Genomic DNA, 13,947 nt, shown 5'->3' with positions numbered 1-13,947 from the left:
TAAGTAAAAAATGGATTAAATCAAGATTATGATCGAAAGAGAGATTGAGATTTCTTGCGAAACTTCAGATTTGCGCATAGATACGTATTTGTCTGAAGTTATTGGAAAATCTAGAAGCTTCTGTTCAAAAATTATAAAAAAAGGGTTAGTTTTAGTTAATAATAAAACTGTTAAACCTTCATACAATGTTAATTTAGGGGATGAAATTTTAGTAAAAATCCCACAAGAAGAAAAACTTGATTTGAAACCAGCTAATATTCCGCTTAATATCATTTATGAAAATCAGTATTATTTGATTATAAACAAACCGGCAGGTTTATGTGTTCATCCTGCACCAGGCAATTTTGATAATACTTTGGTAAATGCTTTGTTATATCATTTTCAAATAAATGATGATAATGATGTGAGACCAGGGATTGTTCACAGACTGGATAAAGATACTTCTGGTTTAATTTTGGTGGCTAAAAATAGAGATGTAAGGGAAAAAATGTCAGAAATGTTTAAAGAGAGGGAAGTGGATAAAAAGTATTTGGCTATATGCTATGGTAATCCAAAATGGGATGAAATTTTGGTTGAAAACAGTATTGGGAGACACCCAGTAGATAGAAAAAAAATGGCTGTTGTTGAAAACGGAAGATATGCTAAAACTAAAATAACTGTTCTAAAAAGGTATGATAATATTTTTTTGGCAGATGTAAAAATATACACAGGCAGAACTCATCAAATCAGAGTGCATTGTTCATATTTGGGTTGTCCAATAATAGGTGACAAGGTTTATGGAAATAAATTGAGTAATAAAATTAGATTTGAAAGGCAGGCTTTACATGCGTATTATCTTGCATTTGATTGCCCTTTCACTAAAGAGAAAAAAATATTTGAAATTGATATGTCTGAAGATATGAAAGCTTTTTTGGGATCGCTAAATACAAATAGCTGATATAGATAATCATAATATTTAACGAATGTTTATTAAAACGATGTTTATAGTTGACACTTTTATAATGATGTGTTAGATAAAGTGCATACTGTATACAAAATACAGAGGTGGGTTATGAGTCCTTATTTACCGATAGCATTAATGCTAATAATTTCAGCTCTAATAGGAGCTATTACAATCACAGTTGGTGTTTTAGTAAGACCTAAGAAACCTGAGAAGGTTAAGTTGAGCGTTTATGAATGTGGTATGCCAGAGTTTTCTGACGCTCGTAAGAGGTATAGTGTAAAGTTTTATATCATTGCTATGCTGTTTGTGATATTTGACGTGGAAACTGTCTTTCTGTTTCCGTGGGCAGTAGCGTTTGATATGATTGGGCTGTTTGGGTTGGTTGAAATGATAATATTCATAATAATCCTAGTGTTTGGTTATTTTTATGCTTGGAGAAAAGGAGCGTTAGAATGGGCTTAATCGAGCATAAGTTTTCAGACAACATTATTACAGCAACAATTGATGGAGTAATTAATTGGGCTAGAAAATCATCTATATGGCCAGTTACATTCGGTTTGGCTTGTTGTGCGATTGAAATGATGGCTGCCGGTGCATCTAAGTATGACCTTGATAGGCTTGGTGTTATTTTTAGAGCTACACCTAGACAGGCTGATTTGATGATAGTAGCTGGAACCGTTACAAGGAAGATGGCTCCAGTGGTTAGGAAGGTGTACGATCAGATGCCTGAGCCAAAATGGGTTATAGCGATGGGGAGTTGTGCGACAAGCGGAGGTATTTTTAATACTTACTCAACAGTTCAAGGCGTTGATGAGATTGTTCCTGTGGATTTTTATATTCCTGGATGTCCTCCTAGACCTGAGGCTTTACTGGATGCGATAGTTGCTCTTCAAGAGAAGATTAAGCATGATAAGATATTGAGGAAATGAGGTGCATTATGGTGTTTGATGATATAGTAAAATATTTTTCAGAAAAGTATCCAGGCAAAGTTTCAGGTAAGGTAGAGTTTAAATGCAACTTCTTGACAGTGGACAAGTCGATTTTCAAGGATGTTCTCCGTGAAATGAAAGAAAAATTTTCATTTAAATATATTGTTGATGTGGTTGCAACACACTGGCCAAATAGAGATATGAAGTTCGATGTTGTTTATAACATATATTCTATAGAAAATAATATAAGGGTTTTTGTTAAAGTTATGATTCCTGATGAAAAGATTGAGACAGTTACAGATATATGGAAAGGTGCCAACTTTATGGAGAGGGAGCAGTATGACCTTGTTGGTGTAGTTTTTGAAGGTCATCCTGATTTAAGAAGAATATTGCTTCCTGATTTCTTTGAGGGCCATCCTCTCAGAAAAGATTTTCCGTTGAAAGAGCGTAAGTGGTTTAATAAGGCTGATGAGCAGAATTTAGGTATAAGGTTTACAAAATAGGGGTTGGTTATGGAGAATGTTAGAGTTAAGGATAATAAAGACTATTTAGGCGAAGTTATAACAGTTAACATGGGGCCTCAGCACCCCAGTACACATGGTGTTTTGAGGTTAGTTGTTGACTTAGATGGTGAAACAATTGTAGATGTTAGACCCGATATTGGTTTCCTTCATAGAGGAGTTGAAAAACTTGCTGAAAACAGGACATACCATCAGTTTATCCCTTTGACAGACAGGTTGGATTATCTTTCACCTTTATCAAACAACCTCGCTTATTGTTTAGCTGTTGAGAAGTTTTTTGATGTGAAAATACCAGAAAGAGCTGAATATCTAAGGGTTATATTTGCTGAATTAGCAAGGCTTGCAAGCCACTTGGTTTGGATTGCAACACACGCTTTAGATATTGGTGCTATGACTGTTTTCCTCTATGCATTTAGAGAGAGGGAAATGATTTTGGATATGTTTGAAATAGCTACTGGTCAAAGGATGACTAGTTCCTGGATTAGAATAGGTGGTATTAGAGACGATGTTCCACCTGAATTCTTTGATAGGTTAAGAGAGTTCATTGAAATATTTGAAGAACGTGTAGATACATATGAAAGGTTGTTGACTAAGAACAGGATATGGTTAAAGCGTACCAAAGGTGTTGGTTATTTGTCTCCAGAGGATGCTCAAGATTATGGTGTAAGTGGCCCAATTATGAGAGGTTCTGGTATACCTTTTGATTTGAGAAAGGCTGAACCTTATTCAATCTATGATAGATTTGATTTTGAAGTGGCATGTTTTGATGGGTGTGATATCTATTCAAGATACCAGGTTCGTATGAAGGAGATGAGAGAATCAAGAAAGATATTGGAGCAGGCCTTAGAGCAGATTCCTGAAGGTCCAGTAATGACTGATGATCCAAGAATCGGTTTTCCATCACATGAAGAAGTATACGAAAAGATGGAAGCTCTTATTAGAAGATTTTATCTCATTTCAAAAGGTTTTAAAACACCAAAAGGTGAAACATACGCTTGTGTTGAAGCGCCAAAAGGTGAGCTTGGCTTTTATATAGTAAGTGATGGTAAAGAGAAACCTTATAGATTGAAGATTAGAGCTGCATCATTTGTGAATTTAGGGGCATTACCAGCAATGTCTAAAGGGTATATGATTGCTGACTTAGTTGGTATTATAGGTAGTATAGATATAGTCCTTGGCGAAATAGATAGATAGGGGAAGCCTATGGCTGAGAATATAGTAGAAAAAAAAGAACAAGAAGAAGTAAAAGAGGAATTAGATTTAAGTGCAATCGATGAAATATGTGCTGAGTACAAAGGGAGAAAAGGGGCTACTATCCCCGTGCTTCAAAAAGTACAGGAGCATTATGGCTACCTCTCAAAAGAGATGGTAGATAGGATTGCAGAAAATCTCAATATGTCACCGCATACTATCTATGGAGTAATTACATTTTATGCTCAATTTTATACAACACCTAGAGGAAAGTATGTAATCAGAGTGTGCAGGGGTACAGCTTGTCACGTAAAAGGTTCTGGTCGTATTTCAGAAGTTGTGACAGAAGAGTTTGGTATAAAAAATGGTGAAACATCAAGCGACCTTAAATTTACATTAGAAGAGGTTTCTTGTATTGGTGCTTGTGGTATGGCACCTGTTATTATGATAAATGATAAAACTTATGGTAATTTAACCCCTGAAAAGGCCAGAGAGATTTTTAGGGAATACGCTAAAAAAGATGATTAGGGGTAGGATATGAGTGCTCAAAATCTTGATAGAATAGAAGTTCATGTTTGTATGGGTACAGCTGGCGTGGCCTCAGGTGGTGCTGAGGTTATGGCAGCATTTGAAGAAGAGTTTAAAAAACATGGTCTTATTGGGGAAGTTAAAGAGAGAAATTGTAAGGTTAAAGCAACTGGATGTAGAGGATTGTGTGCAAGGGACGTTTTAGTTGACATACACATCCCAGGGCAAGAAGAAGTTACTTATGAGCATGTTACACCAGAAATAGTTCCTACTATTGTTGAAGAGCATATTTTAAAAGGTGAAGTTGTTAAAAAGTGGGCAGCTAAAAAAGATTATTACGATTTTTATAAACTGCAAAAACGTTATGTATTAGCAGATTGTGGGAAAGTGGATCCTGAAGATATAGATGATTATATAGCTCATGGTGGTTATGAGGCAATCAAAAAAGTTTTAAAAGAGATGACACCTGAAGAAGTTATTGAAGAAGTTAAAAAGTCAGGATTAAGAGGTAGAGGGGGCGGTGGTTTCCCAACTGGTTTAAAATGGACATTTTGTAGAGCATCAAAAGGGGACTTGAAATATCTTATATGTAATGCAGACGAGGGTGACCCTGGTGCCTTCATGGATAGAAGTATTATTGAGGGTAACCCACACGTAGTAATTGAAGGGATGCTGATTGCAGCTTATGCCATAGGTTGTAAAGAAGGGTATATTTACTGCCGTGCTGAGTATCCTCTTGCAATAAAAAGGGTTAAAAAAGCTCTAAAAATTGCAGAAGAAAGAGGTTTCTTGGGTAAAAATATACTGGGTACAGATTTTGAATTTCACCTTCACCTTAAAGAGGGTGCCGGTGCTTTTGTTTGTGGTGAAGAGACTGCACTGATAGCATCTATTGAAGGTGAAAGAGGAATGCCAAGGCCAAGGCCTCCATTTCCAGCTGTTAAGGGGCTTTGGGGTAAACCTTCAAATGTGAATAATGTGGAAACTTTTGCTAATTTACCATTGATAATAAATAATGGTGCTGATTGGTATGCATCCATAGGTACTGAGAAGTCAAAAGGTACAAAAATCTTTGCTTTAAGTGGTAAGGTTAAAAGTACAGGTCTTATAGAAGTTCCAATGGGGGTTACTGTAAGGCAGCTTGTTTTTGATGTTGGTGGAGGTATCCCTAAAAAAAGGAAAATAAAAGCAGTTCAGCTTGGTGGGCCATCTGGTGGTTGTCTTCCAGAGAGTCTACTTGATACGCCTATAGATTATGACTCATTGATTGCTGCTGGAGCCATGATGGGTTCTGGTGGTGTGGTTGTAATGGATGAAACAAACTGTATGGTTAATGTTGCTAAGTTCTTCTTGACATTTACTCAGCGTGAGTCCTGTGGAAAATGTATCCCTTGTAGAATTGGTACAAAAACAATGCTTGATATTTTAGAAAGAATTTGCGCTGGTGAAGGTAGGGAAGGTGATATTGAACTGCTAGAATCATTGGCAATGGATATTAAAACTGCATCTCTCTGCGGTTTGGGACAAACGGCACCAAACCCAGTTCTTACAACTATTAAATATTTTAGACATGAATATGAAGCTCATATAAAAGATAGAAAGTGCCCGGCAAGAGAATGTCCTGAGCTGATAGAGTTTGTTGTGGATGAGGATAGATGTAAAAAGTGTGGTATATGTTTTAAAGTTTGTCCAGTAGGTGCAATAAGCTGGGAAAAAGGTAAACCTGCTTATATAGATAAAAGTAAATGTGTGAAATGTCGTGAATGTATAGTAAATTGTCCATTTAACGCTATAGACTAATAGTGAGGTTGAGATATGTTGACCGTTAAAATAGACGGAGTAGAAGTTAAAGTAGAGCCAGGAACAACAATTTTAGAAGCAGCTGAAAAAGCAGGTGTGCACATACCAATCATGTGCCATCACAAAAATCTAAACCCTTTTGGTGCATGTCGTGTATGTCTTGTTGAAGTTAAAGGTAGTCCAAAGCTTATGACAGCTTGTACCACACCTGTTGCTGATAATATGGAAGTTATAACAAATACTGAAAAGCTTCAAAATATAAGAAAGACGCTAATAGAATTATTGTTAATAAATCACCCACTAGATTGTCCTGTTTGTGATAAAGGTGGTGAATGTTTACTCCAAGATTTAACTTATGAGTTTGGTGTAACAAAAGTAAGGTTCGATGAAAAACCTAATAATAATCCAGTTGATCATACAAACCCTTTTATTGAAAGGGATATAGACAGGTGTGTTCTCTGTGGTAAATGTGTAAGGATTTGTGATGAAATTGTAAATGTTGAAGCTATATCCTTTATTAATAGAGGTGTGGAAACATATATAGGTACAGCTTTTGACCAGCCATGGAACTGTGAATACTGCGGCCAGTGTATGAGTGTTTGCCCAGTAGGTTCTCTCAACAATAGAGTTTATTTATTTAAAAACAGACCATGGCATCTTGAGCATACAGAAACAATTTGTGGATACTGTTCATGTGGATGTACTGTTATCGTGGATTATGAAGATAATGAAGTTTATAGAATTAAAGAAGATGTTGATAAAGGTATAAATAAAGGTTTGCTTTGTGCTAAAGGTAGGTTTGGTTATGAACTTATTAATTCTACAGAGAGACCAGTAGCTCCAAAAGTGAAGGAATCAGGGGAATTTAAAGATGTAGATTATGATGGAGCAATAAATATAATTTCTGACAAGCTAAAATCTGTTGTTGAAAAATATGGAAGTGATAGTGTAGCTGTACTAGTTTCTCCAAGATTAACCAATGAAGAGGCCTTTTTAGCACAAAAATTTGCTAGAGATATAATTAAAACCAATAATGTTTATTCATTGGAAACAGCTGATGTTTTACCTGATGGAAACTACGCAGATGTAGAGTCTAGTGATACATTAATAGTATTCAATATTGATATAACTGAGTCAAATCCTGTTTTAGGCTATTCTGTAAGGGTTGCAGGTAGGAGAGAAGACTCAGATCTATATGTATTTTATCCAAATCTAACACCACTTAAAAGAGTGGCATCAGAATTTTATGTTTATAAACCAACTGAATTATACAAAGAAGCAGAGAAGCTTTTAAAAGCTTTAGATGGTGAAAATAATGAATATAGCGAATTAGCAGATAAGTTTAAGAATAGCGAGAAGCCAGTATTCGTGTTTAATCCATATAATTTGAAAGATGTGGAAATAGCAAAACAGATTTCAGAAAAAGTTGAAAAAGTAAAATTAGTACCTGCCAAAGCAAAGAACAATTCCCAAGGTATAGTAGATATGGGATGTGTCAATGGACTCAAACCTGGATTAGTAGAGACAGAAAAAAGCTTTGACCTTAGAGAAGGTATTGAAGGTGATAAAATAAAAGCATTGCTGATATTTGGAGAGAATTTAGCAGTAAAACCTGAATATTTTGATATAATAAATCTTTTAAATGACTTAGAGCTTGTAGCTGTGACTGATCCATTTTTCAGTGAAACTGCTGAGTTAGGAAATGTGTATATCCCTGTAGCAACATTTGCTGAGAAAGATGGCTCATTTACTAATTTTGAAGGTAGAGTACAACAGCTCAACAAAGCTGTAGATAAAGGTGTGTTCTCTGATAGAAAGGTTCTAGTAGACCTTATGAACAAATTTGGTTTTTCTGTAAAAGATGATGTAAATGAAATTAGATCTTTGATAGAAGAAGAGAATCCTTTGTATAAAGGGATTGATTGGAATGGTGGTTTAGTTAAATATCCTTATAGAATTAAAGATGGTATTAGTGCAGAATTTAGTATTAAAGGTGATGGTGAATATGAGCTTTATCCTGCATTTTTAAGATTGCATAGTGGTTCTTATACGAGAAGATCTTATGATCTTAGCAAGGTGTATGGTGAACCATTGTTAGAGATTAATCCAGAAGATGCTAAGAAATTAAATGTGAACGAAAATGATTATGTAACTGTAAAATTTGGAAAAGACTCATATAAGTTTAGGGTTAATATTGATAAGAAGATACCAGCTGGAACTGCTGCACTACCAAAAGACTTTAAAGAAACTGCACCTCTATTTTTTGAAGGCAGTTATTTGAAAGTAGATTTAATAAAACATATATAAAAATATTTGAAGAGGTAAGGGTATGTTAGTGGGGATAATTTTAACAGTCATTAAGATTCTAATTGTAATAACAGTTGTATTACTGAGTGTAGCTTATATGACATGGGCAGAGAGAAAGGTAATTGGTCATATGCAAGTGAGACTTGGTCCTACTCATGTTGGTTGGAAAGGTTTACTACAGCCAATTGCTGACGGGCTAAAGTTGTTGATGAAAGAAGATTTGGTTCCAGATATGGTCGATAAGCCAGTATTTATAATAGCTCCACTACTTAGTTTAATTCCTGCATTAAGTGCTTTTGCAGTTATACCATTTGCTGATAAATTTGTGATTTTTGGAAAAGAGGTACAACCTTATATTTCAGATATAAATATAGGTCTTTTATATATTTTAGCACTTTCTTCAGTTGGTACTTACGGTATTATAATGTCAGGTTGGGCTTCAAACTCAAAATATGCTTTACTTGGTAGTTTAAGATCATCTGCTCAGGTAATTAGTTATGAAACAGCAATGGGGCTATCACTAGTTGGTCCAGTTTTATTAGCAGGTTCTTTGTCTTTGAGAGATATAACTATAGCACAAAAAGGGTTATGGTTTATAGTTCCCCAGATTGTTGCTTTTGTGGTTTATCTTATATCAGCTATAGCTGAAACAAACAGAGCTCCATTTGACTTGCCAGAAGCAGAAACAGAACTTGTAGCTGGTTTCCATGTTGAGTACTCAAGTATGAAGTTTGCACTGTTTTTCTTAGCAGAATACGCAAATATGTATGTAGTATCATCAATCGCAACAATAGTATTTTTAGGTGGATGGAATGGACCTATATTACCAGGTTTTGTTTGGTTTGTGTTAAAAGTATTATTTTTCATGTTCTTGTATTTATGGTTGAGAGCAACTCTGCCAAGGTTAAGATTTGACCAACTCATGTCCTTAGGTTGGAAGGTCCTGATACCAGTGGCTTTGGCAAATCTGCTGGTAACTTCAATAATAGTATATATTGTGAGATAGGGGTGTAATATGGCTAAGAATAAGAATATATTTGACTACGTATTTTTTACTGAAATTCTACAGGGGATGGGTGTTACACTTAAGCATATGTTTAAAAAGCCTGTGACATACAAGTACCCTTATGAAGCCACCCCTATTTTTGAAAGATTTCGTGGTGTCCATTACATGAAAACTGATGAAGATGGCAATCCAAAATGTGTAGGTTGTTATTTATGTGAAAGAGTATGCCCTTCTGAGTGTATACATATAGAAACTGATGCAGGGCCAAATGGTGAAAGATTAATTAGAAAATATGAAATTGAATTGGATAGATGTATATATTGTGGATTTTGTGAAGAAGCTTGTCCAGTTGATGCAATCCATATGGGCAGAAGTTATGATGTTGTTAGACCAACGAGAGAAGGTTACAGGGTTAATATGAAGTTTTTAGTAGACAAATATAAAGAATATTTAAAAGATAAAGGAGAATAAAATGGAACAGGTAGCGTTTTATATCCTGGCATTTTTAGCTATTGTATCAGCGTTGTTTATGATAACTAGAACAAACCCTGTACATTCAGCCCTATGGATGCTGCTGACATTTTTCAGTGTAGCAGGTATTTTTGTTCAGCTTGATGCTGAATTTATCGCAGCGATTCAGGTTTTGGTTTATGCAGGAGCTATTTTAGTTCTTTACCTATTTGTAGTGATGCTGCTTAATCCAAAATCTCATGGATTTATTAAAATACCTTTTAGATATGCAATAGGTACAGTAGTTTCAATTATAATCGTTATACAAACATTGATAGCTGTTAAAACAACTGATGTATTAGGACAAAAGGGTGATATTACTGATACAGTGATTTCGCAATATGGAAATGTCAAGTTGTTTGGTAAAGCGTTGTTTACTGATTTTCTTGTGCCATTTGAAATAGCTTCTATCCTTTTGTTGGTTGCTATGATTGGTGCGATAGTGTTGGCTAGGAAAGAATAGGGGAGGTGGAGAATGACTTTAACACTACAGCATTATTTAGTTTTAAGTGCTATTCTGTTTGGGATTGGTATGACTGGTGTATTGATAAGAAGAAATCTCATAGTAATGTTTATGTCATTGGAACTAATGCTGAATGCAGTTAATATAAATCTTGCTGCTTATTCGAAATATTTGCATACTATGACTGGTCAGATATTCATTGTCTTTGTGATGTGTGTGGCTGCTGCTGAAGCTGCAGTGGGGCTTGCTCTTATTATTACTCTATTTAGAAATAAATCCACAATAAATGCAGACGAAATTAATTCACTAAGAGGATAGGAGTAGGGATATGATTGAATTAGGGATACTTTTAGGACCTTTAGCAGCATTTTTGATAAATGGTATTTTTGGTAGACTCTATATAAAAAAGAAAGCTCACTATATAGCTATTGCAGGTGTGTTGGTTTCTCTAGCACTTGCTATATTTACATTTTTTAGAGTGGCAAATGGGTATAGGCTTGATGCAACAGTATATGAGTGGGTAATTGCTGGTAAGATAACGATACCATTTGGAATATTGATAGACCCACTTTCTTCAATAATGCTAATTGTTGTAACATTTGTAAGTACAATGGTTCATATTTACTCAATTGGGTATATGGATCATGATCCAGGTTATTGGAGATTCTTTACTTATCTGTCAATGTTTACACTTTCAATGCTTATCCTTGTTCTTGGTAATAACTTCCTTATGTTATTCGTTGGTTGGGAGTTGGTTGGTCTATCATCCTACGCATTGATTGGTTTCTGGTTCCATAAAAAGAGTGCGGCAGATGCTTCTAAAAAAGCGTTTGTTGTTAACAGAATTGGTGACTTTGGATTTTATATTGGGATCTTATTAGTTATAATGACATTTAAAAGTTTAACATATCATGATGCTTTTGATTATGAAATAATAGAACATATAAAAAATAGTACTTTTAACATCTTTGGATTGGATTTAAGTCTTTTAGATTTGATGACATTTGGTCTTTTCTGTGGTGCAATAGGTAAATCAGCTCAATTTCCATTGCATGTTTGGTTACCTGATGCGATGGAAGGTCCTACACCAGTTTCTGCATTGATTCACGCAGCTACAATGGTTACTGCTGGTGTTTATATGGTTGCTAGATGTAACCCACTATTTTCTGAAGCTCATACAACAAGTAACATTGTAGTTTTTGTTGGTGCTGCAACTGCATTTCTTGGAGCAACAATCGGTTTAACACAGTTTGATTTCAAAAGGGTCCTTGCTTACTCTACTGTCAGCCAGCTTGGTTACATGATTATGGCTACAGGTGCTGGGGCTTATATAGCAGGTATTTTCCACCTATTTACACACGCATTTTTTAAAGCGTTATTGTTCTTGTGTTCTGGTAGTGTAATGCATGCTATGCAGGATGAGCTTGATATTAGAAAGATGGGTGGTTTGCTGAAAAAGATGAAGATTACAGGTTATACATTTTTAATCGGTTGTGTTGCGATAGCAGGTATACCACCATTTGCAGGATTCTTCAGTAAGGATGAAATCTTAGCAATGACATATGCAAGTGGGCATAAATTTGCATGGTTTGTTGGAACTGTTGTAGCTTTTATGACAGCTTTTTATATGTTTAGATTATGGTGGTACGTATTTGTTGGCAAACCAAGAGATCAGCATCTTTATGATCATGCTCATGAATCACCATGGCAGATGACATTACCATTAATTTTGCTTGCTATCATGTCTGTATTGGCAGGATTTTTTGGATTCCCACCAGAGCATGGATTCATTCATAAATTCCTTGAGCCAGTTTTAGTACCAGAACATATGCATATTCATCACTTATCAAGTAGTACAAGTACTATTCTTATGATAATATCTGTTATTTTAGCTGCTGCTGGTATTTATGTATCTTATTTATACTATGTTAAAATGCCTGAGCTTCCTGCTAAAACAGTTAAAGCATTTAGACCAATACATAAGTTCTTCTATCATAAATGGTATTTCGATGAACTTTATGATGTGCTTTTTGTTCAACCTATAATTATGATCTCTAAGTTTCTATGGAAAGGGTTTGATGCAAACTTCATTGACTTTATCGTAAATGCTTTTGGATGGGTTGCACAGTTTCTTGGTAGATTCTTCAGAATCATACAGACAGGTAGGATTCAGACATACATATTTACCTTTGTGCTTGGCGTAGTAATACTACTAACAATTTTCTATATGGTGTAGGGGGCAGATTATGATGGGCAATATTTTAACAATTCTGATTTTCTTCCCAGTGTTTGCGGCATTAGTTATATTTGCTCTCTGGAGAAGTGGAAAAGCGACAATGTGGGCAGCATTTGTAGCTAGTGTAATTGAGTTTATATTAACAATGCCATTGATGTGGAATTTCGATAAATCAACTGCAGCTATGCAGTTTGTAGAAAAATATAGCTGGGTCAAAGCATGGGGAATCAGTTACTATGTTGGTGTTGATGGCATCTCAATTCTCATGGTATTTTTAACTACATTACTAACTATGATCTCTATATTAGCATCATTTAAATATATTGGTAAAAGGCAGCGAGAGTTTTATTTAGCTATGTTAATATTAGAAGCTGCTATAGTTGGTGTTTTTGTAGCACTAGATTTCTTCCTATTTTACATTTTCTGGGAAGCGATGCTAATCCCAATGTATTTGATAATTGGTGTTTGGGGCGGTCAGAGAAGAATCTATGCTGCAATTAAATTTTTCCTTTATACATTAGCTGGTTCAGTATTAATGATGTTGGCAATTATAGCATTGTATTTCAAACATGGACAATTAACTGGTGAATACACATTTGATATCTTGAAAATTACAGCAGCAAGTGCGCAATATTCAGTAGGATTTCAGACTATAGTGTTCTTAGCATTCTTTTTAGGGTTTGCTATTAAAGTCCCAATGTTCCCATTCCATACATGGTTGCCAGATGCTCACGTTGAGGCGCCTACAGCAGGTTCAGTAATTCTTGCTGGTGTGCTTTTGAAAATGGGTACATATGGTTTTTTAAGATTCTGCTTGCCAATTACACCTGTGGCTTCTGTTAAATTTGTTCCATTAATAGCTGCATTATCAGTTATAGCAATAATATACGGTGCGTTAGTGGCTATGGTTCAAGAGGATGTGAAGAAGCTTGTAGCTTATTCATCTGTTAGCCATATGGGTTTTGTAACATTGGGGATTTATGCATTAAATCAGGCTGGTATAGAAGGTGGTATATTACAAATGTTTAACCATGGTATCATTACTGGTGCACTCTTTTTGTTAATCGGTTTGATTTATGAAAGAACACATACAAGATTGATTGCAGATTATGGTGGAATAGCTAAATATGTCCCTGTGTATGCAACAATATTTGCAATATTTTCATTTGGTTCTATAGGATTACCAAGCATGGGTGGATTTATTGGTGAGTTCTTGGTATTGGTAGGTTCATTTAAGTCTCTATCAAATTATGCAATAGTAGCTGCATCAGGAGTAATATTTGCTGCTGTTTATATGCTTTGGATGTACCAGAGGGTATTTTTCCAAACACCAAATAGCAGATGGGAAGGGATAGAGGATGTAAATGTTAGAGAGTTTATTTACTTATTCCCTCTCATTATTTTAGTATTCTGGACAGGTTTATATCCTGAAACATTTACATCATACATGCATGAAAGTGTAAGAAGCTTGTTAGAGCATGTAAATACAGTGAATATAGCGCTTAAGTAGGAG

14 protein-coding genes are annotated in these 13,947 nt (G+C 35.2%); all 14 read left to right on the top strand.

Going from position 1 to position 13,947, the window contains the following annotated elements:
* The first annotated feature begins 28 nt into the window (after positions 1-28).
* Positions 29-937, top strand: coding sequence for an RluA family pseudouridine synthase (locus tag DEFDS_RS10025; protein WP_050742525.1), 909 nt, complete (start codon positions 29-31; stop codon positions 935-937).
* 114 nt (positions 938-1,051) lie between these two features.
* Positions 1,052-1,405 carry an NADH-quinone oxidoreductase subunit A gene (locus DEFDS_RS10020; RefSeq protein WP_013008681.1) on the top strand — a complete coding sequence of 118 codons (354 nt, stop codon included), beginning with the start codon at positions 1,052-1,054 and terminating at the stop codon, positions 1,403-1,405.
* The gene (locus DEFDS_RS10015; RefSeq protein WP_013008680.1) at positions 1,396-1,872 is read left to right on the top strand and encodes a NuoB/complex I 20 kDa subunit family protein; all 477 of its coding nucleotides are present in this window, start codon (positions 1,396-1,398) and stop codon (positions 1,870-1,872) included. Before DEFDS_RS10020 ends, DEFDS_RS10015 begins: the two co-directional genes overlap by 10 nt.
* Before the next feature lie 8 nt (positions 1,873-1,880).
* Complete coding sequence (locus DEFDS_RS10010; protein ID WP_041223737.1) at positions 1,881-2,375, top strand: NADH-quinone oxidoreductase subunit C; 495 nt, start codon at positions 1,881-1,883, stop codon at positions 2,373-2,375.
* A 9-nt stretch (positions 2,376-2,384) separates the two neighbouring features.
* Positions 2,385-3,587 (top strand): NADH dehydrogenase (quinone) subunit D, encoded by a 1,203-nt coding sequence (nuoD, locus tag DEFDS_RS10005; protein ID WP_050742524.1) that lies wholly within the window; start codon positions 2,385-2,387, stop codon positions 3,585-3,587.
* 9 nt (positions 3,588-3,596) lie between these two features.
* Positions 3,597-4,112, top strand: a complete 516-nt coding sequence (gene nuoE / locus DEFDS_RS10000) for an NADH-quinone oxidoreductase subunit NuoE (RefSeq protein WP_013008677.1) — start codon at positions 3,597-3,599, stop codon at positions 4,110-4,112.
* A 9-nt stretch (positions 4,113-4,121) separates the two neighbouring features.
* Positions 4,122-5,912, top strand: coding sequence for an NADH-quinone oxidoreductase subunit NuoF (gene nuoF / locus DEFDS_RS09995; RefSeq protein ID WP_013008676.1), 1,791 nt, complete (start codon positions 4,122-4,124; stop codon positions 5,910-5,912).
* Positions 5,913-5,927: 15 nt separating this feature from the next.
* Positions 5,928-8,219 carry a molybdopterin-dependent oxidoreductase gene (locus DEFDS_RS09990; RefSeq protein ID WP_013008675.1) on the top strand — a complete coding sequence of 764 codons (2,292 nt, stop codon included), beginning with the start codon at positions 5,928-5,930 and terminating at the stop codon, positions 8,217-8,219.
* 22 nt (positions 8,220-8,241) lie between these two features.
* Positions 8,242-9,225: an NADH-quinone oxidoreductase subunit NuoH gene (nuoH, locus tag DEFDS_RS09985; RefSeq protein ID WP_013008674.1), complete on the top strand. Its 984-nt coding sequence runs from the start codon at positions 8,242-8,244 to the stop codon at positions 9,223-9,225.
* A 9-nt stretch (positions 9,226-9,234) separates the two neighbouring features.
* Positions 9,235-9,696, top strand: a complete 462-nt coding sequence (gene nuoI / locus DEFDS_RS09980; RefSeq protein ID WP_013008673.1) for an NADH-quinone oxidoreductase subunit NuoI — start codon at positions 9,235-9,237, stop codon at positions 9,694-9,696.
* Between the two features lies 1 nt (position 9,697).
* Positions 9,698-10,198 (top strand): NADH-quinone oxidoreductase subunit J, encoded by a 501-nt coding sequence (locus tag DEFDS_RS09975; protein ID WP_013008672.1) that lies wholly within the window; start codon positions 9,698-9,700, stop codon positions 10,196-10,198.
* Between the two features lie 12 nt (positions 10,199-10,210).
* Positions 10,211-10,516 (top strand): NADH-quinone oxidoreductase subunit NuoK, encoded by a 306-nt coding sequence (gene nuoK, locus DEFDS_RS09970; RefSeq protein ID WP_013008671.1) that lies wholly within the window; start codon positions 10,211-10,213, stop codon positions 10,514-10,516.
* Between the two features lie 10 nt (positions 10,517-10,526).
* Positions 10,527-12,434, top strand: coding sequence for an NADH-quinone oxidoreductase subunit L (gene nuoL, locus DEFDS_RS09965; RefSeq protein ID WP_013008670.1), 1,908 nt, complete (start codon positions 10,527-10,529; stop codon positions 12,432-12,434).
* A 10-nt stretch (positions 12,435-12,444) separates the two neighbouring features.
* Complete coding sequence (locus DEFDS_RS09960; RefSeq protein WP_013008669.1) at positions 12,445-13,944, top strand: NADH-quinone oxidoreductase subunit M; 1,500 nt, start codon at positions 12,445-12,447, stop codon at positions 13,942-13,944.
* Positions 13,945-13,947 lie beyond the last annotated feature (3 nt).

The sequence above is a fragment of the Deferribacter desulfuricans SSM1 genome, assembly GCF_000010985.1.
Taxonomy (GTDB): Bacteria; Chrysiogenota; Deferribacteres; order Deferribacterales; family Deferribacteraceae; genus Deferribacter; species Deferribacter desulfuricans.
Note: the sequence above shows the minus strand (reverse complement) of the source record. Positions and strands in the feature narration are given on the sequence as shown.

What these genes read in the sequence shown, in the direction of transcription:
- DEFDS_RS09960 (WP_013008669.1), top strand. Translation starts at nt 12,445, where the DNA reads ATGATGGGCAATATTTTAACAATTCTGATTTTCTTCCCAGTGTTTGCG.
- nuoI (WP_013008673.1), top strand. Translation starts at nt 9,235, where the DNA reads ATGGCTAAGAATAAGAATATATTTGACTACGTATTTTTTACTGAAATT.
- nuoK (WP_013008671.1), top strand. Translation starts at nt 10,211, where the DNA reads ATGACTTTAACACTACAGCATTATTTAGTTTTAAGTGCTATTCTGTTT.
- nuoE (WP_013008677.1), top strand. Translation starts at nt 3,597, where the DNA reads ATGGCTGAGAATATAGTAGAAAAAAAAGAACAAGAAGAAGTAAAAGAG.
- nuoH (WP_013008674.1), top strand. Translation starts at nt 8,242, where the DNA reads ATGTTAGTGGGGATAATTTTAACAGTCATTAAGATTCTAATTGTAATA.
- DEFDS_RS10025 (WP_050742525.1), top strand. Translation starts at nt 29, where the DNA reads ATGATCGAAAGAGAGATTGAGATTTCTTGCGAAACTTCAGATTTGCGC.
- DEFDS_RS09990 (WP_013008675.1), top strand. Translation starts at nt 5,928, where the DNA reads ATGTTGACCGTTAAAATAGACGGAGTAGAAGTTAAAGTAGAGCCAGGA.
- DEFDS_RS09975 (WP_013008672.1), top strand. Translation starts at nt 9,698, where the DNA reads ATGGAACAGGTAGCGTTTTATATCCTGGCATTTTTAGCTATTGTATCA.
- nuoF (WP_013008676.1), top strand. Translation starts at nt 4,122, where the DNA reads ATGAGTGCTCAAAATCTTGATAGAATAGAAGTTCATGTTTGTATGGGT.
- nuoD (WP_050742524.1), top strand. Translation starts at nt 2,385, where the DNA reads ATGGAGAATGTTAGAGTTAAGGATAATAAAGACTATTTAGGCGAAGTT.
- DEFDS_RS10020 (WP_013008681.1), top strand. Translation starts at nt 1,052, where the DNA reads ATGAGTCCTTATTTACCGATAGCATTAATGCTAATAATTTCAGCTCTA.
- DEFDS_RS10010 (WP_041223737.1), top strand. Translation starts at nt 1,881, where the DNA reads ATGGTGTTTGATGATATAGTAAAATATTTTTCAGAAAAGTATCCAGGC.
- DEFDS_RS10015 (WP_013008680.1), top strand. Translation starts at nt 1,396, where the DNA reads ATGGGCTTAATCGAGCATAAGTTTTCAGACAACATTATTACAGCAACA.
- nuoL (WP_013008670.1), top strand. Translation starts at nt 10,527, where the DNA reads ATGATTGAATTAGGGATACTTTTAGGACCTTTAGCAGCATTTTTGATA.